This is a genomic window from Ruminiclostridium hungatei, from assembly GCF_002051585.1.
GTDB classification, from domain to species: Bacteria; Bacillota; Clostridia; order Acetivibrionales; family DSM-1351; genus Ruminiclostridium; species Ruminiclostridium hungatei.
Map to the genome: position 1 here is coordinate 85,454 of NZ_MZGX01000017.1, position 18,445 is coordinate 103,898.

General features: G+C 43.2%; 15 protein-coding genes and 1 riboswitch. Of the genes, 8 read left to right on the forward strand and 7 right to left on the reverse strand.

The genetic code is table 11. From position 1 onward, the window contains the following. Positions 1 to 32 precede the first annotated feature (32 nt). From CLHUN_RS13200 to CLHUN_RS13210, 3 genes are all read right to left on the reverse strand, one after another. Positions 33 to 2,417, reverse strand: a complete 2,385-nt coding sequence (locus tag CLHUN_RS13200; RefSeq protein WP_080065101.1) for a DNA internalization-related competence protein ComEC/Rec2 — start codon at positions 2,415 to 2,417, stop codon at positions 33 to 35. A gap of 214 nt (positions 2,418 to 2,631) precedes the next feature. Beyond that, positions 2,632 to 3,534, reverse strand: coding sequence for a C40 family peptidase (locus CLHUN_RS13205; RefSeq protein ID WP_080065102.1), 903 nt, complete (start codon positions 3,532 to 3,534; stop codon positions 2,632 to 2,634). A gap of 1 nt (position 3,535) precedes the next feature. Further along, a riboswitch (cyclic di-AMP (ydaO/yuaA leader) is annotated at positions 3,536 to 3,666 on the reverse strand. Between the two features lie 148 nt (positions 3,667 to 3,814). Then, complete coding sequence (locus CLHUN_RS13210) at positions 3,815 to 4,330, reverse strand: GNAT family N-acetyltransferase (protein WP_080065103.1); 516 nt, start codon at positions 4,328 to 4,330, stop codon at positions 3,815 to 3,817. 178 nt (positions 4,331 to 4,508) lie between these two features. On the opposite strand from CLHUN_RS13210, the gene CLHUN_RS13215 reads away from it, so the two are divergent. Beyond that, positions 4,509 to 4,757 (forward strand): hypothetical protein, encoded by a 249-nt coding sequence (locus tag CLHUN_RS13215; RefSeq protein WP_080065104.1) that lies wholly within the window; start codon positions 4,509 to 4,511, stop codon positions 4,755 to 4,757. On the opposite strand, the gene CLHUN_RS13220 is transcribed toward CLHUN_RS13215, so the two are convergent. Further along, entirely contained in the window at positions 4,742 to 4,951 is a 210-nt protein-coding gene (locus CLHUN_RS13220) for a Spo0E family sporulation regulatory protein-aspartic acid phosphatase (protein ID WP_340148338.1), read from the reverse strand. The genes CLHUN_RS13215 and CLHUN_RS13220 overlap by 16 nt on opposite strands. A gap of 184 nt (positions 4,952 to 5,135) precedes the next feature. Here CLHUN_RS13220 and CLHUN_RS13225 point away from each other — a divergent pair, with 184 nt between their 5' ends. Beyond that, complete coding sequence (locus tag CLHUN_RS13225) at positions 5,136 to 5,594, forward strand: MarR family winged helix-turn-helix transcriptional regulator (RefSeq protein WP_080065106.1); 459 nt, start codon at positions 5,136 to 5,138, stop codon at positions 5,592 to 5,594. 107 nt (positions 5,595 to 5,701) lie between these two features. Beyond that, entirely contained in the window at positions 5,702 to 7,942 is a 2,241-nt protein-coding gene (locus tag CLHUN_RS13230; protein WP_080065107.1) for a YhgE/Pip domain-containing protein, read from the forward strand. 62 nt (positions 7,943 to 8,004) lie between these two features. On the opposite strand, the gene CLHUN_RS13235 is transcribed toward CLHUN_RS13230, so the two are convergent. Further along, the gene (locus tag CLHUN_RS13235; protein ID WP_080065108.1) at positions 8,005 to 8,406 is read right to left on the reverse strand and encodes a DUF4234 domain-containing protein; all 402 of its coding nucleotides are present in this window, start codon (positions 8,404 to 8,406) and stop codon (positions 8,005 to 8,007) included. 486 nt (positions 8,407 to 8,892) lie between these two features. On the opposite strand from CLHUN_RS13235, the gene CLHUN_RS13240 reads away from it, so the two are divergent. The 5 genes from CLHUN_RS13240 (at position 8,893) to CLHUN_RS13260 (ending at position 16,545) form a co-directional block, all read left to right on the forward strand. Continuing rightward, entirely contained in the window at positions 8,893 to 11,166 is a 2,274-nt protein-coding gene (locus CLHUN_RS13240) for a sodium-translocating pyrophosphatase (RefSeq protein WP_080065109.1), read from the forward strand. Positions 11,167 to 11,484: 318 nt separating this feature from the next. Continuing rightward, entirely contained in the window at positions 11,485 to 11,667 is a 183-nt protein-coding gene (locus tag CLHUN_RS13245; protein WP_080065110.1) for a hypothetical protein, read from the forward strand. A gap of 491 nt (positions 11,668 to 12,158) precedes the next feature. Further along, on the forward strand, positions 12,159 to 13,427 hold the full coding sequence (locus CLHUN_RS13250; RefSeq protein WP_080065111.1) for an O-acetylhomoserine aminocarboxypropyltransferase/cysteine synthase family protein: 1,269 nt from the start codon (positions 12,159 to 12,161) through the stop codon (positions 13,425 to 13,427). A 91-nt stretch (positions 13,428 to 13,518) separates the two neighbouring features. Then, complete coding sequence (locus tag CLHUN_RS13255; RefSeq protein WP_080065112.1) at positions 13,519 to 15,282, forward strand: Rqc2 family fibronectin-binding protein; 1,764 nt, start codon at positions 13,519 to 13,521, stop codon at positions 15,280 to 15,282. Between the two features lie 84 nt (positions 15,283 to 15,366). Further along, complete coding sequence (locus CLHUN_RS13260) at positions 15,367 to 16,545, forward strand: pyridoxal phosphate-dependent aminotransferase (protein WP_080065113.1); 1,179 nt, start codon at positions 15,367 to 15,369, stop codon at positions 16,543 to 16,545. 190 nt (positions 16,546 to 16,735) lie between these two features. Here the strand turns inward: CLHUN_RS13260 and CLHUN_RS13265 are convergent, their stop codons facing one another. Together CLHUN_RS13265 and CLHUN_RS13270 are read right to left on the reverse strand one after the other, a co-directional pair. Continuing rightward, positions 16,736 to 17,635 carry a DUF362 domain-containing protein gene (locus CLHUN_RS13265; protein WP_080065114.1) on the reverse strand — a complete coding sequence of 300 codons (900 nt, stop codon included), beginning with the start codon at positions 17,633 to 17,635 and terminating at the stop codon, positions 16,736 to 16,738. Between the two features lie 174 nt (positions 17,636 to 17,809). Further along, on the reverse strand, positions 17,810 to 18,157 hold the full coding sequence (locus CLHUN_RS13270; protein WP_080065115.1) for an arsenate reductase family protein: 348 nt from the start codon (positions 18,155 to 18,157) through the stop codon (positions 17,810 to 17,812). Between the last annotated feature and the right edge of the window lie 288 nt (positions 18,158 to 18,445).

The following is an 18,445-nucleotide window of genomic DNA, read 5'->3' on the forward strand; positions in this document are numbered from 1 at the left end:
TTTTACTGCAGCTCTTATTTGTCTGAGCGGCCTTATGGAAGCATGGTGCTTATTTTTATATCCACGCCATAGCTTTTTGCTGTTACCGCACCGCATTCATCCGTTCTGTAAAGCTTGATATCCCGTTGTTCAAACCTGTCCAAAACAAATTGGGAGGGATGTCCGAATTTATTGTGCTCCCCCGCGGAAACCACTGCATACCTGGGACTGACCCTGTCTATAAAGGGCTCGCCGCTTGAAGTCACAGAACCATGGTGCCCCACCTTCAGCAAGTCGGCGGCAACCTCCGTTCCGGCATCCAAAAGCCTTTCTTCCACCGGCATTTCACTATCTCCGGTAAAAAGCACCTTTATGTTTTTGTAAATTAATTTTAGCATCAATGAACTATTATTTAAAGACTGCTGTGATAAACTGTCCTCAGAAAAAGCCAGAGGATTCAGCACCTCCATGCGGGTATCCCGGTCAAGTCTTATGCTGTCTCCTTTTTTACAAAGCTCAAACCGTATTCCCTTCCTCAGGCAAATGTCCTTTATGGCTTCAAAACCGTTCCCATCAGTATCCGGCAAAACGACTCTTCCTACCCTGATATTCCTTAATACGGCCTCAAGTCCCTCGGTGTGGTCCAAATGCCCATGGCTTGCAATTACAAGGTCTATACTTCTGGTCCCCTGGTCCAGAATATATGGTACCACAACAGCCTCACCTATATCAAATGCAGATTTTGAGCCGGCATCCCTCCCACCGCCGTCAATCAGTACTGTCGTTCCCCTGGCTGTCCTTATGAAGGCACCGTCACCCTGTCCTACATCCAGAAAGGTTATGGTCAGGGGCTTGGGAAGCACCGTACCGGCCAGCAGCAGCAACAGGGACAGTGCCGCAGAAGCCTTTACCGCCCACCGGAAGGCTTTTTTGCCCTTCAGCTTTTCCCTGCCTTTAAATATATACAATACGGCTGCATAATAAGTAAACAGCAGCCAGCCTGGAGGAGTAGGAAGCATCAGGGAAGCAAAAGGCAGTTTGGCCGAGGTTTCCGCAACAAAAAGTACAAAGGATAAAAAGGTATTGTTTATATTGCCTATGAGGACCGCCAGTTGAATATTTACAAGACCTGCAAAGACCATGACAAAGCCCGTAATGGTTATAATCTGAACCAGGGGGACTACCAGCAGATTTGTTATGATTGAAATTATGGAAAGGCTGTTGAAGTAATATAAGGTAACCGGTACTGTTCCAATTTGTGCCGCAAGGGTGGCAGCAAGGGTGTCCTCCAGGATTCCCGGCATATTTCTCAGTGTGACAGCCTTTTTAATGCCCGGATAGAATAAAACCAGCGCCAGAGTGGCTGAAAATGAAAGCTGAAAGCCTATGTCATAAATTGTATATGGATTTATAAATAAAAGTATCAGTGCTGCTGCCGAAATACTTGTATATATATCGGTTTCCCTCATAAGGATTTTTCCGGCCAGAATAATTATTCCCATTATGACGGCACGGACCACAGAGGCCGAAAATCCTGCTACAAAAACAAAAAGCAGCAGCACGGGAATGACAATCAAGCCCGCTGCCTTATTCCCCAGGTGAATTTTCTTGAACAGGTACATAAGCGGTAAAATTATAAAGGCCACGTTCATACCCGAAGCAACCATAATATGAGTCAGACCCGCCTGCCTGAAAGCTTCTGATGCATTTTCACCCAGTCCGTCCTTATAGCCGATTATCATACCGGCCAGCAAGCCGGCCTGGTTTTCATCCAGACTTTTTTCCACTATTCCCAGGACCTTGTTTTTTATCTTGAAACCAAGCCTGTAAAGCATCCCGCCCGGCTCTGAGCCCATAACCTCCATATCCCTGCCGTTCAGAATATTAATTGTTCCGGACACCCCCACCGTTGCCAGATACCTTTGATAATTAAATCCGCCCGGATTCACAGCTCCCTTTGGCCTGTCAAGCACCGCCCGCAGAGAGAGCCTCGTCCTGTAACTGATTTTTTTATAAACGGCGGAGGCACTCCCCTCCAGGCCGTATATGTTTACTATCAGCTTTGCGTCAATATTTCCGGTTCGTTCAGAGGACAATCCAAAGCGGTCCGCCCTGAAAACAAATCTTAGCCTGTCAGGAAAAGTTTCAACTTCACTGTCAATATAGCCCTCAAGTGAAATTTGTTTACCATAATATTCCTCCAGCTCCAGCAGGTATTTATTCTCTGATTTTATGAGCAGCAGTCCGCCTCCACAGAAAAACAGCAGGCATAAAAACAGTAACCCGGCTTTTTTCCCCAGCTTATTGAACAGGATGACCTGCAGCATGAAGCCTGTTGCCGCCAGAGACAGAAACATCTGAGCCTTGAGTATGTCTGCCAGCAGTATTCCTGCCATAAATAAGCCACAAAACATACAAAGCGGTCTTTTTAAAAGCATATGACCTCCATACCCGGTATTTTGCACAGAAATGCACATAACCGTAATGCCAATGGATATTCCTTGAAAAGAAAAAAGAATGGTTATACTTGCGAATTAAATAAAATGAAATAAGAAGAAATATATTTTCTGTTAATTAAAGAATTGAGAAAGAAAAGTAAAATGATACACAAAAACGTCCTGTCCGGACGTTTTTGTGGGTTTATGATAAAATTTACATTACTCTTTTTGCACCAATATATTTTCCCTGGTATTCTGATAGGTCCTGTATAATAACCTTTTTATTTGAAGTAGAAGCATGAATAAAAAGGCCGCCTCCTATATAAATACCTACATGGTCAATTGCGCCAGATGCCTTCCTAGAAGATGCGTCAAAAAACAATAGATCTCCTGCTTTTAATGCACTCTTAGATACCTTTACACCGTCTGAATACATGCTTGCAGCGGAACTATTAAGCTTAATTCCGAAATTCTTAAAAACGTATCCAACGAAACCTGAGCAATCAAAGCCACTTGGGCTTTTTCCACCATAAACATACCGTACTCCAACAAATTTCTTGGCGTATGCAACTATATCACTTTCCGCAGAGTCGTCGGCTACTCCTGAATCTGCATCTGACAAGGTTGATACTGTTGTAGAACGGGATGACTTCTGTTCGGTACTGGCGGCTGTAACAAATTTGGTCACGATATAACCTGTCTTGCTGCCCACCTTTACCTTGTGCCAATCTGAGAGAGTATCAAGAATTTCTACACTCGTCCCCTTACTTAAGGAATCGATTATCTTGCCGGATGTGCTGGCAGTTTCTCTGAAATTAACGCCTTCAGCATTAATAGTACCTTTGGCAGTCAATACTTTTATGTAGTCACCGCTTACCCAGCCTGTCTTTCCATTAAAGGAAATCTTGTACCAGCCATTGGACTTATCAACAATCGATACCCTTGCATTGGATAACTTTGTGATTACACTTGAAGAAGTATCCGGTGCCGTTCTCACGTTTACCTTGGTCCCCACTATCTGGGCAGGCTGTGAAGCCGCCATAGCCACTGAACAAATCAAAACCAGAGAAAAGGCAAAAATACATCCAACAAGTATCTTGCTGATCTTACCTGACATTGGCTCCTCCTATAGTTCGCTTCCGAAGTTAGCTGTCGGGCTCGGGCAATAGGATCTCCCTACCATTTTCATGGACTCACCCCAATAATTTGGTTCCTCCGTACCCTTTAAGGGATTCAGCTTTATTTACGGTAAATAAATCAAGGTCCACAATTTCTATAATTTAGTCCCACTGCATTTATTTACTCTTTGAACATTATATTCAATTTGTAACAGTTTGTCAAACTTTTTGAAATAAAACAGCAATTTTTTAGTAATATTTCTGTAATATGTATATCATTTATAACAATTTATACATAATCTGAACAGTATCATTATATTTTACCGTCTTCCTTCCCGGAAATTGATTGCAGTCGTCAAATCCACATTTTTTCCAGAACCTCACTCCCACTGTATTGGGTTTGAAAACAGACAGATAAATTCTCCGGGCCATGCTGTCACACCTGAAATAATCCTCCAGAAGCCCAATAACCCTTCGGCCGTATCCCCTGCCCTGATATGGAGTATCTATAACCATGGAATTTATCCAGACTATATTGTCATTTTCTATGACTATTCCCTTCACCAGGCCTATTGTCTCACCCGAATGCAGCCGGACATGAAGAAAAAACACATTTTCCCTCTGTATAAACTGGGATAGGTTATTTGCAAATTGCTCATAACCTATGGGCTGGAAAATACCTGTCGCATATTTAAAGTCATTGGAATTTGTATATATTGAATAGATTTTCTTTATACTTGTCCTGTCTATACTTTTAACGAATAAGCAGTCATCATTAACATGAATATTGAGCATACCGGCCACCTGAAAAATCTTTATCAAATTTTGATTCTTTATAGAATTATATCAGATAATTTCAATCAGATAAATTTCAAATTCATATCCATAGGAAATATTTGACAATTTTTCGTATATTTATTATAGTTATTTTGTCAGAACTTTATAAAAAATTCATAGAGATGGAGAATACATTATGTGTGAAGACATGGAAAATTATGATAAGCAATTGCTGGAATGCTGTATTGCCATGCTTTCAATTCTATTGAAGCAATATAAAAACAAGACCATTGATATAACTGATTTCAAAAGCCATACGGCAAATAAAATCAGATATATCTCTGAAAATATCAATCTGGAAACAAATTTTATAAAGAAAAAAGCAATAAAAAACTTGGTCAATGAATGTAATTCAATTCACGTCAAATATCATTCTGGTTTGTAGAATTTGATTATCAGGTTGTCTAAACGCGTACTTATGCGCAAGATATCATACTGTGCCCAAGGCTCGTTTTCCAGCAGATCATATAATTCTTCCTTCAGACATTCTACTTCCTTATTTAGCAAAAAAGTTTTGTTTTCCATGTTAATCACCATTCTTTTCTTTTGTAAATAATCTGTTCTGCATAATATTACCATCTTTTTTATAAAAAGTAAATATTAAAAACCCATAATGTAATAATTTTGTATAAATTTTCCTATTGCTCTTTTCACTATAAAATTATTTGAAAATTTATAATAAATATGCTTTACAATATTTATAAAAACGTTTATATTTATTATCAAATAGTTTGAATTTCAAAATAAACGAGGTGTTGTCAGAATGAGTTCCGAAAAGGCAAATGAGCTGCTGCTTGTTGACCAGTTATTCAGAAAGCTGTTTGACAAGTATTACAAGCTCGAAAGCAAGAAATACCTGAGCAAGAGCCTTGAAGACCTTACGGTAATCGAGATAAATACAATACTTGTAATAGGCCACGGCTCTGAGAATAAGAAGATGTCAGAAATCGCCAATACTTTGGGAGTTACCTTCGGTACACCCACAGTCACCATTGACAGGCTTATAAAAAAGGGTTATGTCGTCCGGCAGCGTGATGAAGAAGACAGGCGTCAGGTTTTCATATCCCTTTCCGAAACCGGGGTGGATGTTTTTAAATCCATTGTGGAATTAAGGAATAAAATTGCCGAAAAAATTTTTTGCATACTGAATCCCCAGGAAAGGAAAGCATTAATTGATATTCTTTCCAATGTAAACTCCCATTTTGACAAGGTATTTAGCTGATATATTTTTTTGTATAATTACTTTGAATTTCAAATTATTTAATTTTAAAACATTTTTGGAGGTGAAATATTTTTTAAATTTATCATTGACTAAAAGGAGGCAGAATAATGCAAAAGTTAAAAAAATACAAAATCGTAGCTGTAATTCTGGCAGTGATCATAATTCCACTGGTATACAGCTTCTTTTACCTCGATGCTTTCTGGGACCCGTACAGTAAGCTGGAAAACCTTCCGGTGGCTGTTGTGAATCAGGATTCCGGTGCAACTATAAACGGCAGGGATAAAAACATCGGTAAGGAAATAACCGGCAAGCTTGAAAACGATAACACCTTAAAATGGGTTGTAACCGACGACGCAGACGCCAAAGACGGCCTTAATGGAAGAAGATACTACGCTGCTGTTTATATACCGCCTGAATTTTCAAAGAACATCTCTACCGCAGGTGATATTGAAAAAATAAAGGGAACCCTTAATTACAGTGTAAACGAAAAAAGAAATTACCTGGCAAGCCAGGTATTAAGCAGAGTCACGCTTGAGTTCAAAGACAAGATTTCAGAGGAGGTTTCCGAGGAAATTATGGACACCCTTTTTCAGCAGATTAAGGATATCCCCTCAGACTTGAAGGAATTGGACGGAGGGCTGAAAAAGCTGGACGACGGCGCAGATACAATTTATTTGAAGACAGGAGAGCTGATTGCCGGTCAAAAACAATTCAATACAGGCCTATATGACCTGAACAAGGGAATCAAGTCTGCCAGGGCAAGTTCCGGGAAGCTGTCAGACGGCGCACGGAAGCTCCGGGACGGAGCCGGCGTGTTCTATGAAAAGCTCAATGCAGGTGCACAAACCATACCCGGGCTCGTAAAAGGAGTCTCCTCCTTTTCACAGGGATTGACGTCCGTGAATGAAAGCCTTACAAAACTCAGTACGGGCACCGCTCAGCTCGCCTCCTCCTCCTCTGGGCTCAAGAATGGTATGGAATCCTACGGCAAGAACCTGCAGGCCTTTTCTTCCGGTCTTAATAATTATGTGGAATCCGTTAATAAGTCTGCAGATGCACAAGCGGGTATTGCAGCCATGCTCCGGCAATATATGTCTGCACACCCGGAAGCCCTGAATGACCAGAACATGCAGGCAATTGTCAAAGCACTTCAAGCCGGACAGCAGGCTCCGGAACAGATAAAACAGGCAGGAGCGGCGTTGACGCTGTCAGGGGAAAAGCTGTGTGAAGGCGCTTCCGGGTTGACCCAGGGAGCAGACAGTCTGAATGCAGGCCTGGGCAGGCTTTCTGACAGCTTTAGCCAGATTTCGGCAGGAGCGGAAAAGCTTCATGCGTCCTATGGCCGGATTGATTCAGCTATAACTGTTGTTTCGGAGAATGTCAGTTCTGCCGCCGCCAGTTCAAAGGAACTCTATGAAGGAGCCTCCCGTCTTCAGGCCGGAGCCTCTGAGCTTGCTTCAGGGATGGCTGAAGCCGCCGGCGGAAGTGGACACCTGTATTCCGGTGCAGTAAAACTATATGACGGTGAAGAAAAACTTTATGCCGGAATGGGGGAACTCACTTCAGGGATCTCCAAGGCACACCAGGATGTTTCCGGTTCTCTGTCCGGAGCTGACAGTCAGCTTGACGGAATTGACGGACTAAAAGAGTATATTGCAGGACCAATCCTGCTGAAGGAGCAGAAAGTCAATGGAATCCCGGATTACGGAACTGCCTTTACCCCTTACTTTGTGTCGCTTTCACTGTGGGTTGGCGCACTCATGATGTTCTTTGCCATTTATCTGGACCCCGATGTCAGGTTCCGCAGGCTGTCTGAAAATTCAAGGGGCTTTCTCAGGTTCGCAGGTTACAGTCTTATCGGTATGGCACAGGCAGTTGTTCTGGACATTGCCATATTGAACGGGCTGCATCTGCAGGTAAAAAATACCGTGCTTTTTGTACTGGCAAGTATCATAATCTCACTTTCCTTTACTTCAATCATGAGATTTTTGCTGGTACAACTCAGAGATGTGGGAAAATTCACTGCAATACTTCTGCTGATACTCCAGCTTACCTCCTGCGGGGGAACCTTCCCCATGGAGCTGGTCCCCAACTTCTTTAATGCTATAAACCCCTTTATGCCCATGACATATTCTGTTAATGCATTAAAGGAAGTAATCTCCGGCATAGATTACGGTTATCTGGCTCAGAACCTGCTTGTTCTCGGCTGCACCGGCCTGGCTTTCCTTATACTGAATATGATTGTCTCAAAGCTCAGAATGGGAAAGCTTTTGGCAGATTCAAAGGAAGCTGATGAAGTTTCCGGGCCCGACAGGGCTTTACCCAAAGAGTCTTTTTCTGAAATGTAAAGCAGGTAAGGCAGGTAAAAATGCATAATAAAAAAGGCGGACTGGAAAGTCCGCCTTTTTTATTATGCATTTGCATTATTAATTACTCTGTTATTATAAATAACAACCATATTATTGTAGTTCTTTATAAACTTGGCTATTGCAATCAACGGTCCCAGTCCAAAGAGAAATGCTCCAAGGATTATCCACAGCAGATAGGAAGCTCCCGTTTCCTTTACTGCAACTCCCTTTGCCATACCGGAATTGTACAGCTTCTGACCCTGCTGGTAATACCAGATCAGAGGATATATGCCGCACGTAAACATATAAAGTACCAGTGCCAGACCCGGACTTGTTTCGGGAGCCTCATCACCGGTTAAGGTATTAATGTCCTTTGTCATCTTATAGACAAAAACCAAGCCATAAATACCCAAAGTTATTAAAACAAGTCCAAAGTAACCCCAAAAAGAACGCTGCTTTAACATAATCAACCTCCAAGTAAAATATTTTTATAGTTATATTACATATAACTCAATGTAAAAACGCACAAAACTACACAATAATACATATTTATAAAAAACATGTCAGTAATTGTAAAATCATCACCTTGAAATTATAGTTTATATGTGTTGTCTATGTCAATAGGTACATAACACCATACAGTATTGTTTTAGCTTCAACTGCTGTATTTAAGCCTATTGTGGCTTTTAATACCTATCAATCCGGCAAAAAGTCAATTGTATTTTTTTGATGAATTTTAACTCAAAATGTCAAGAAACAATGTTACAGACCACTAGCCGGACAATATGATAATTTATATAAATATTTTTAAAAAAAGGGGGAAAAAATAAAGGAAAAAATAGAATTTCATAGAATGTATAATTTGGCACAATTTTTTTTATTACTCATTCCATTCTTTCCGTTTATTAATTTTTTTAAATAAAAAAATTTTTTGAAAGGGTGTGTATTTAATGTCTGGTTTAAGCAATGCAACACGGTTTGAGACTTTTGGAATCTGGTGCGTACTTATTATCGCCTTTCTGGGCCTGGGTTATGCACTCATACTTCGGCGTCAGGTCATGAAGTATGACAAGGGTACTGAAAAAATGCAGGAGGTATGGAATTCCATCAAGGGCGGGGCGGACGCTTATCTGCGCCGGCAGCTCAAGTCCATCCTCCCTCTTATTGCTGTTCTTACCGTTCTTTTATTCTTTTCTGTTTATATTGTTCCTCCAAGTGAGGAGGCAACAAAAAGGTTTTCAAATTTAAGTGAGGATAATGTTAAAATCATAATCGGCTTTGCAAGGGCTATTGCTTTTGTTATGGGTGCAATCTTCTCCCTGCTGGTTGGACAGTTCGGCATGCGAATGGCTGTAGAAGGCAATGTACGTGTAGCCTCCGCTTCCAGAAGAAGCTTCGGCGAAGCGTTGAAAATCGCCTACAGAACCGGAACAATAACCGGTATGCTTACCGATGGATTGGGGTTGCTGGGCGGAACCCTCATTTTTATTGTTCTTGGAATCGCAGCTCCTGACGCACTTCTTGGTTTCGGCTTCGGCGGAACTCTTCTGGCTTTGTTCATGAGAGTCGGCGGAGGCATTTATACCAAGGCGGCAGATGTGGGAGCAGACCTGGTGGGCAAGGTGGAAGCAGGCATTCCCGAGGACGACCCCAGAAATGCGGCGGTAATAGCCGACCTTGTGGGAGACAATGTTGGTGACTGTGCCGGTATGGCAGCCGATATATTTGAGTCTTATGAAGTAACAATCGTATCAGGTTTGATTTTGGGCTTGTCCCTTTATTCCCTGACAGGGGAACTAAAATGGATAATATTTCCTCTGCTTGTAAGAGGAATAGGAGTTCTGTCTTCCATAGTAGGCACCTATCTGGTCAGAGGGTCAAAAAAAGGTGACGCCCTCAAATCCATAAATAAAGGGTTTTATACTTCCGCAGTTATAAGTCTTGCCGCCTTTGCATTATTGGCAGCCCTCTACATGAATGAATGGAAAGCTTTCCTTTGCGTTGGAGTAGGTATTTTACTTGCCGTAGCTCTGGATGAAGTTACCAAGCATTTTACCGATACCTCCCACAGACCGGTTAAAGATATAGCCGCATCTTCAAAAACAGGCTCTGCAACTCTAATTCTCCGCGGATTGGCGGAGGGCTTTGAAAGTGCAGTATGGCAGACTGTAGTTATTGCAGCGACCATACTCAGTTCAGTCTTGATATTCTGGGGACAGGATGTGCATTATGTCCTTTATGGAGTGGCCATGACAGGTATAGGAATGCTTACACTTACCGGTAACAATGTGGCAATGGACTCCTTCGGGCCTATTGCCGACAATGCAAACGGAATAGGTGAACTTGCCGGTCTGGACAAGGATGCCAGAAAAGTTATGGACAGCCTTGACGCTACAGGCAATACTACAAAGGCTATTACAAAGGGTGTTGCCATAGGTTCTGCCGTTATAGCCGCAGTATCCCTGTTCGGCTCCTTCCTTACAGATGTGTCCAAGATTCAAATCGGTATGGGTGCCAAGGAAACTATTTTTGATACCGGCATACGTGTGTCAAGTCCTGTGGTGTTTATAGGAATGCTCATTGGAGCATGTATTCCCTGGCTTTTCTCGTCACTTATCATAAATTCTGTTACAAGAGCCGCCTCTCTCATAGTCAATGAAGTAAGACGGCAGTTTAAGATTCCCGGCCTCCTTCAGGGCAAGGTCAGACCGGACTATCAGAGAGCCGTGGATATCTGTACTGTGGCTGCTCAAAGAGAACTTCTGGGACTTGCAATTATTGCGGTGGTCTCACCACTGATAGTTGGTATTCTTCTCGGAGTTGAAGCCCTGGGCGGTTTTCTGGCAGGCGTAATCATTTCGGGACAGTTGCTGGCAGTATTCATGGCCAATTCCGGCGGCGCCTGGGATAATGCAAAGAAAACCATCGAGGACGGTGCTCACGGCGGAAAAGGCTCTGAGAGCCATAAGGCTGCGGTTGTGGGAGATACGGTAGGTGATCCGCTGAAGGATACGGCTGGCCCTGCCCTTAATCCAATGATTAAGGTTATAAACCTTGTATCTCTTTTGGCAGCCCCCATCCTTATACAGTATAAGAGTACCGACGCAGGAATGCTGGTGGCACTTGGCATTTGTGCGGTATTGATTATTGGAGCCATCGTCTATTCCAAAAAGGGCGGTTTCAGAAAATCAAATGCTCAGGACAGTGAAGATATTGCAGCCTAGCCCAATCAAGCAGTCTGCTCTGTCATTAACAGCAATATTGTGAATTGCAAAATATAAATATATACAGCTATCAAAGTCAATTACTACCGGCTTTAATAGCCGGCTTGAAAGCATAATTCAGAGCCAGCTTGTTGGCTTTTGGAAGGCGAAGGCTTTGAACCGTAATTGACTTTGGTAAAACAGACAAATCCCAACCGGATTTGTCTGTTTTACTTTTTACAGAAACATTTATGAATTAAATAACCTTCTTTATCCCAGAATAATATAAAAGAAGCAGTTTAAAAAGCCGTAAGGCAGGAAAGGACTTTTGGTATTCCCATGAGAAATAAAAGAAGAAATGACAGCTACGTATCCCAAAGAATAGACACTATTATAGACAGCATACACAATAACCCCTTTATGGGCTTCAGCAGTTTGGTCAGACCCTTTGAACAAAATCCCGGTCCCCGGGAGGATGAGGCAGATACAGCCGGTGAGCCCCGCCAGCCTTCGCACCAATAGTCTGACAATAATTTCAGCGGATTGTTTATAGCCAGCCAGTACAACATTCGGTAAATCCTGGCACATAATTTGGGTATATTTTTTTGAACTACATCGTTGTCGTCAATTGAAATAAAGCAATTATTCCACACTCCTCCGCCTTGTATTTCTAAAAAATCTTCTCCAAATTTATACACCCTATTTACCGAATGTTGTACCAGTGGTCTGTAACATCTGAAACGTATATTGCGGGGTGGAAAATTTTTGCAGGATAAGGCAGAGGACGAAGGCAATACTGTATGTATTGGAAAGAACGACAACGAAATTCTGCGCAGAATTTAACCGTCGGCAATATGGGACTTTTAGGTGTCACATACCACTGGTTCATAAGTTTATTTCTATAAACAGCTCTACTTGCTTTCAATCTATTGTTAAAATCCCTGATGTATTATAAAATATAAGCTAATGTTAAATTCTAGAACTTTTGATACTTGCGAGGAGTGATTTTTCAAATGTCATGGAAAATGGAAACAAAATGCCTTCAGGAAGGCTATAAGCCTGAAAACGGCGCGCCCAGAGTTTTGCCAATATATCAGAGTACTACATATAAATACGATTCCACAGAGCATGTTGCCAAGCTGTTTGACCTGTCAGTACCGGGGCATATGTATTCCAGAATAAGCAATCCTACAGTAGAATGTGTCGAAAACAAGATTGCTGCCCTGGAAGGCGGTATTGGAGCTATTTGCACCTCTTCGGGACAGGCTGCTTCCCTGCTGTCCATATTGAATATCTGCAAGTCCGGCGACCATTTCGTATGCTCCAGCACCATATACGGCGGAACCTTTAACCTGTTCCACAAGCGGCTGAACGAAATGGGCATCGGTATTACCTTCGTTGACCAGGACAGTTCGGAGGAAGAAATACAAAAGGCCTTCCAGCCAAACACAAAGGTCCTATTCGGCGAGTCAATAGCAAATCCCAAAATCAGTATTCTGGATATGGAAAAATTTGCGGCCATTGCTCACAGAAATAAGGTGCCGTTGATTATTGACAATACCTTTGCCACTCCAATGCTTTTAAGACCTATAGAATATGGTGCTGATATCGTAATCCATTCCACTACCAAATACATGGACGGCCATGCTGTATGCGTGGGGGGAGTTATTGTAGATTCAGGAAATTTCAACTGGGAGAACGGAAAGTTTCCCGGCCTGACAGAGCCCGATGAATCCTATCACGGCATGATTTATACCAGGGACTGCGGAAGGGCCGCCTACATAACAAAAGCCAGGGTTCAGCTTATAAGAGATTTCGGCTGCTATATGTCGGCAAATAATGCCTTCCTTTTAAATCTGGGCCTGGAAACCCTGCATTTGAGAATTGAGCGCCATTGCAGGAATGCTGAAAGTGTTGCCGGATTTCTTGCGTCAAGTGACAAAATCCTGTCTGTAAGCTACCCTTATCTTAAGAACGACCCCTACCATGCTTTGGCGGACAAATACCTGCCAAAAGGCTGCAGCGGCGTTGTATCCTTCAGAATCAAAGGCGGAAGAGAAGGTGCGGTCAGGTTCATGGACAAGCTCAAGCTGGCTGCAATAGTCGTTCACGTTGCGGATTGCAGAACGGCGGTGCTCCATCCGGCCAGCTCCACTCACAGACAGTTATCCGATGAACAATTGGTTCAGGCGGGAATCGATCCCGGCCTAATACGTTTTTCAGTGGGAATTGAAAACGTGGAGGACATTATAGAGGATATCCGTCAGGCCCTTGAGGATTGAAAATCCATACCTCAGCTTGTTTAACGGATTAAAATATAACATATATCAATAATATACCGCATTAAGTTTTTTAACGGGAGTCTATACTAAAATGCCATTTGACGGAATAGTGACAAAATGTATTGTAAATGAATTAAATAGCCTGCTTGCAGGCGGAAGGGTGGACAAGGTCTTTCAGCCCGAAGCAGATGAAATAGTGCTGCTGATCCGTTCCAAAAGCCGGAACTACAGGCTTGTGGCCAGTGCCAATGCCAATTATCCACGCCTCCACATCACCGCGGCTCAAAAGGAAAACCCACAGGCACCTCCTGTTTTCTGCATGCTTATGCGAAAGCACCTTTCAGGGGGTAAGCTGCTTGACATAAGCTTTCACGACTATGAAAGAGTTATCTCGCTCAATATAGAATCAGTTAATGAGCTGGGGGATTTATCCGTTAAAAGGGTCGTGATTGAAATAATGGGAAAGCACAGCAATATTATCCTGCTGAACAGCCAGGACAAAATCATTGATTCCATAAAGCACGTAGACAGTGATATCAGCAGTGTCAGGGAGGTTATGCCTGCAAGGCCCTATTCCCTCCCGCCTGCTCAAGACAAGGAACTGCCTGAAAGTGTTGAAGCAGACCATATCTTCCGGCATAGAACTGCCGGTGAGGCCAAACACCTTGAAGGGCTGCTGCTGAATATCATAAAGGGTTTCAGCCCGTATACCTGCCGCGAAATTTGTGCAGCAGCGGGTGTTGCACCCAAAACACCGGTTGCGGACCTGGACGGTTCCCAAAGGGAAAAAGTCATATCTGCCCTGAAGGATTACCTGGACCGGATAAAAAACAACGCTTTTCAGCCCTGCATTGTCTACCAGGATAAAAACCTGCTCAGGCCGCTGGACTTTTATTGCCTTGCTCCCAGCCAACCGGTTATTTTTAAAAACTATGAGCTTTTATCTGTTGCTCTGGATGATTTCTATGCTCTCAGGGATACAAATGAACGTCTGTCACAAAAAATGGGCGATGTGGTAAAGGTAATTAAGAACAGCATAGACCGCTGTGAAAAGAAAATTTCCATTTTTCATGACAAGCTCCGGGAGGTATCCGACAGGAATAAGCTTCAGCTATATGGAGAGCTGGTCACTGCCAACATTTACTGCATTCCCCCGGGCAGTAAAGCTGCAAGGGTTTTGAATTATTACAGCGAAAACCAGGAGTATATCAATATTCCTTTAAACGAACATAAATCTGTTCAGGAAAATGCACAGAAATACTACAAGCAGTTCTCAAAGGCCAAGAGCACTCATTTAAACGTGACACAGCAGTTAAAAGAGACCTTGTCCGAGCTGGAATACCTGCAGAGTGTACAGGCAATGCTGGAAAACTGCAGTAACAGGCTGGAAATTGAAGAGGTCAGGCAGGAGTTAACGGACCAGGGCTATATCAGAGCCTCTGCCAGAAATCAAAAAAAGAAGCAGGACAAACCCTCTGCCCCCTTGGAATTCACTTCAAGTGACGGCTTTGTTATTCTTGTGGGAAAAAATAACAAGCAAAATGATCTGCTGACCTTGAAGCTTGCTTCAGCCGGCGACATCTGGCTGCATACCAGAAACATTCCGGGTTCGCACGTTGTAATAAGGACGGAACGCCGTGAGGTTCCAAACTCTACGCTGGAGGAAGCTGCAGCCCTTGCCGCCCATCACAGCAGTGCCAGAATGTCACATAACGTCCCAGTGGACTACACCCTTGTAAAAAACGTCAAGAAACCCGGTGGCGCCAAGCCCGGCATGGTCATATATGATAACTTTAAGACAATCAATATATCGCCTGAGGAAGAAAAAATAATAAAAATAACCCGGGTCAGGTGATTTGGTTCACCGGCTTGGAATACCTTACCCGTTTGTTGTTCAGATTTATTAAAATATAAAAAAATTCTGTGAGGAGGAATTAAGATGATATCGGATAAAATTAAAGACAGGCTTGCAAATTCATCAATGATACGAGCTATGTTTGAAGAAGGTGCAAGACTCAAAAAACTGTATGGAGCAGATAAGGTCTATGACTTTTCTCTTGGAAATCCCGACCCAGAGCCTCCTGCAGAAGTCAAGGCTGCCTTGCGGGAGCTGGCCGGTTCAAACGAGCCAGGTATGCATCTATATATGAATAATGCAGGTTACACTGAGGTGAGGGAAACCATAGCAGGCAAAATCAACCGGGAAACCGGGCTTCAGCTCACCTTCAACAACATAGTCATGACGGTTGGCGCTGGGGGAGCTTTGAATGTTGTCTTGAAAACCCTTTTGAACCCAGGTGAGGAAGTGATTATTTTTGCGCCTTACTTTGTTGAATATACCTCGTATATTGACAATCACGGCGGCAAGACGGTAATGGTAAATACTGATTCAAAGACCTTCCTGCCCGACCCGGAGCTGCTAAGGTCCAAAATAACTGCCAATACCAAGGCGGTACTTATCAATACTCCAAACAATCCTACAGGAGTAGTTTATGGTGAGGACGTTTTAAAGGCTATTGCCAAAGTGCTTGAGCAGAAAGGAAAGGAATACGGACATACAATCTATATTATTTCCGACGAGCCATACAGGAAGCTGGCTTATGATGTGGAAATACCCAACATTCTGACAATATGCCCAAATGCAATAATGATTGACTGTTTCAGCAAGTCCCTCTCTCTTCCCGGAGAGCGCATGGGTTATATAGCTACAAATCCAGAGGCTGAGGATATTGATACCTTAATGGGCGGCTTGATTTACTGCAACAGGGTTCTGGGCTTTGTCAACGCTCCCGCCCTGTTCCAGAAGGTTATAGCCAAGGCTATTGATTCCTCGGTGGATATAAATATTTATAAGGAAAGAAGGGATTTGCTGTACAACAGCCTGACTCAAATGGGTTATGAGTGTGTGAAGCCTGACGGAGCCTTCTACCTCTTTCCCAAATCCCTGATTGCAGATGATGTGGAGTTCAAAAACAGAGCCGTAAAATACAATCTGCTCATAGTTCCAGGTTCGGGCTTCGGAGGTCCGGGCCATTTCAGGCTGGCCTATTGTGTGAGCCTTGAAACAATAAAGAATTCTCTGCCCGCCTTTGAGGCATTGGCCAGGGAGTTCAGATAAATGTCCGGATTTACTTACACAAAAGGCCATGCCCCGGGGTCCAGGAAGTTTCAGTGACCTTCGCCCATGGACTTTCGGTGCTGAGCGCACACAGCAAAGGCCGGCAGGTACTCTCATGTACAAGCCGGCCTTTTATGTTCTTTTGAAGAGCAAGACCTCATATTATTTGTATTCCCTTTCAACTGCAGGTTTATTTCTTATCCACAGCCAGGCCGTCACCATATGCCGCACGGCTGAATATGTTTTCAGCCTCCACCAGGGGGATTCCAACAATATTTATTTTATCTATAACGCTTTGCCCTATTTTGTTGTTGCCGCATTCGAACAAATACCTGACAGCCTGGGGCTTAAAGCCCAAAAGCCTTGCAGCAACCGTATCGGCAGCAACAGGATCGCAGCCGGCCACAACCAGGCCAGTATGCCGGGAGATTCCTTTTGAAGGACCTGTGCCTATCATAGCCGGGCTGGCACTGACAATGGACAAGTCAATGGGCACTTTTTGGGCCATGGCATATATGAAGCCATGCAGGTCGGTATGGATTCCCAGGTTCTTTTTTGGATGCCCGTGTTCTTCCGCAGAAGGCCACCCCAACGCAATATTTTTTATTGCTGCGGACATTGTGGCCTCCTCATGCTGCTTCAGTTGGGTGAAGGAAACCAAAACAGTAACCTCTTCATAAAGCCTGTTCAGGTTGGTAGCCTTGACTATGGGGTGCTCCAAATCAATTCTTACAAAAGGCCCGTGGTTCAGGTCTATAAACTCCACACCCTCCTCGGCAATCACCTTTCCGAAGCCAACCGAGTCCATGACCTCCTTTGTCTCACCGTCGGCAGTGCCTGTTGCAACCACTATCCTTTTTGGCGTTTTAGCCTTGAATATCCTTATTATCTGTCTGAGGCTTTCCGGCCCGACCACCACGGCAGAATCGGGCTGCTTATTGTTCACCCAGTTGGGTGTAATCACAATCACATCCTCATTTCCAATTGCAGAGGTTATCTGCAGCAGCTCCAGAGCTTGTTTTATGGCTGCCGCTTCATCTCTGTTATGAGTAATAGCTACTTTGGGAGTATTCCATCTTCTCAGCCTCATACTATTTCCTTTCATGAGTCATATCGGCTTTCAAAGTCAGCTTAAAAGCATAATTCAGAGCCAACTTGTTGGCTTTTGGAAGCCGATGGCTTTGAACCGTAATTGACTTTGATAACCTTCAGGCTTATTATTCCCAAAACTATCATATTAACTCAAAATTTTGAAAATTCAAAATCACAGCCTTCCACTCCACTCCTTTTCATTAAAGCCTGTCAATATTGTTTCTCCGTCCACCAGCAGAGGTCTTTTTACAAGCATTCCATCGGTACTCAGCAGCTTAAGCTGCTCCTCTTCGCTCATGGACTCCAGTTTGTTCTTAAGGTCCATGGATTTATATAATACTCCGCTGGTATTGAAGAACTTCCGTACAGGAAGCCCGCCTTTCTCCACCCACCTTTTCAGTTCCTCATAGGTGGGGTTGTACTGCCTGATATCTCTGAAAGTGTAGGCGCACCCTTTCTCGTCCAGCCATTTTTGTGCCTTTCGGCAGGTGGTACATTTAGGATAACATATAAACAGCATACCGTTTCACCTCTTTTAACAATATTGCGTATTCGCATTTTATATCCGTAAAAACCGCCTTCCAACGCTGTTCCTGGATTTCATCCCCGAAAGCATTTCATGGCAGCCGGATATTTTATTCCAAGATATAACACCGCCTTCAGTATGTCAAGCCTAATTCATCAGAATGCCCGAACAAGCTGCTTTATTTTTACAGGCCGAAAGGATATACTATAGTTGTGAGAACGCCTTTATTTATTTCCGCTCATATAAGCTTTCATAAATAAAGGCACTTAATTTTATAAACCC

Coding starts and splice junctions, on each gene's coding strand:
- CLHUN_RS13230 (WP_080065107.1), top strand. CDS start 5,702: ATGCAAAAGTTAAAAAAATACAAAATCGTAGCTGTAATTCTGGCAGTG.
- CLHUN_RS13265 (WP_080065114.1), bottom strand. CDS start 17,635: ATGAGGCTGAGAAGATGGAATACTCCCAAAGTAGCTATTACTCATAAC.
- CLHUN_RS13250 (WP_080065111.1), top strand. CDS start 12,159: ATGTCATGGAAAATGGAAACAAAATGCCTTCAGGAAGGCTATAAGCCT.
- CLHUN_RS13245 (WP_080065110.1), top strand. CDS start 11,485: ATGAGAAATAAAAGAAGAAATGACAGCTACGTATCCCAAAGAATAGAC.
- CLHUN_RS13225 (WP_080065106.1), top strand. CDS start 5,136: ATGAGTTCCGAAAAGGCAAATGAGCTGCTGCTTGTTGACCAGTTATTC.
- CLHUN_RS13240 (WP_080065109.1), top strand. CDS start 8,893: ATGTCTGGTTTAAGCAATGCAACACGGTTTGAGACTTTTGGAATCTGG.
- CLHUN_RS13215 (WP_080065104.1), top strand. CDS start 4,509: ATGTGTGAAGACATGGAAAATTATGATAAGCAATTGCTGGAATGCTGT.
- CLHUN_RS13200 (WP_080065101.1), bottom strand. CDS start 2,417: ATGCTTTTAAAAAGACCGCTTTGTATGTTTTGTGGCTTATTTATGGCA.
- CLHUN_RS13205 (WP_080065102.1), bottom strand. CDS start 3,534: ATGTCAGGTAAGATCAGCAAGATACTTGTTGGATGTATTTTTGCCTTT.
- CLHUN_RS13255 (WP_080065112.1), top strand. CDS start 13,519: ATGCCATTTGACGGAATAGTGACAAAATGTATTGTAAATGAATTAAAT.
- CLHUN_RS13270 (WP_080065115.1), bottom strand. CDS start 18,157: ATGCTGTTTATATGTTATCCTAAATGTACCACCTGCCGAAAGGCACAA.
- CLHUN_RS13260 (WP_080065113.1), top strand. CDS start 15,367: ATGATATCGGATAAAATTAAAGACAGGCTTGCAAATTCATCAATGATA.
- CLHUN_RS13210 (WP_080065103.1), bottom strand. CDS start 4,330: ATGCTCAATATTCATGTTAATGATGACTGCTTATTCGTTAAAAGTATA.
- CLHUN_RS13220 (WP_340148338.1), bottom strand. CDS start 4,951: ATGGTAATATTATGCAGAACAGATTATTTACAAAAGAAAAGAATGGTG.
- CLHUN_RS13235 (WP_080065108.1), bottom strand. CDS start 8,406: ATGTTAAAGCAGCGTTCTTTTTGGGGTTACTTTGGACTTGTTTTAATA.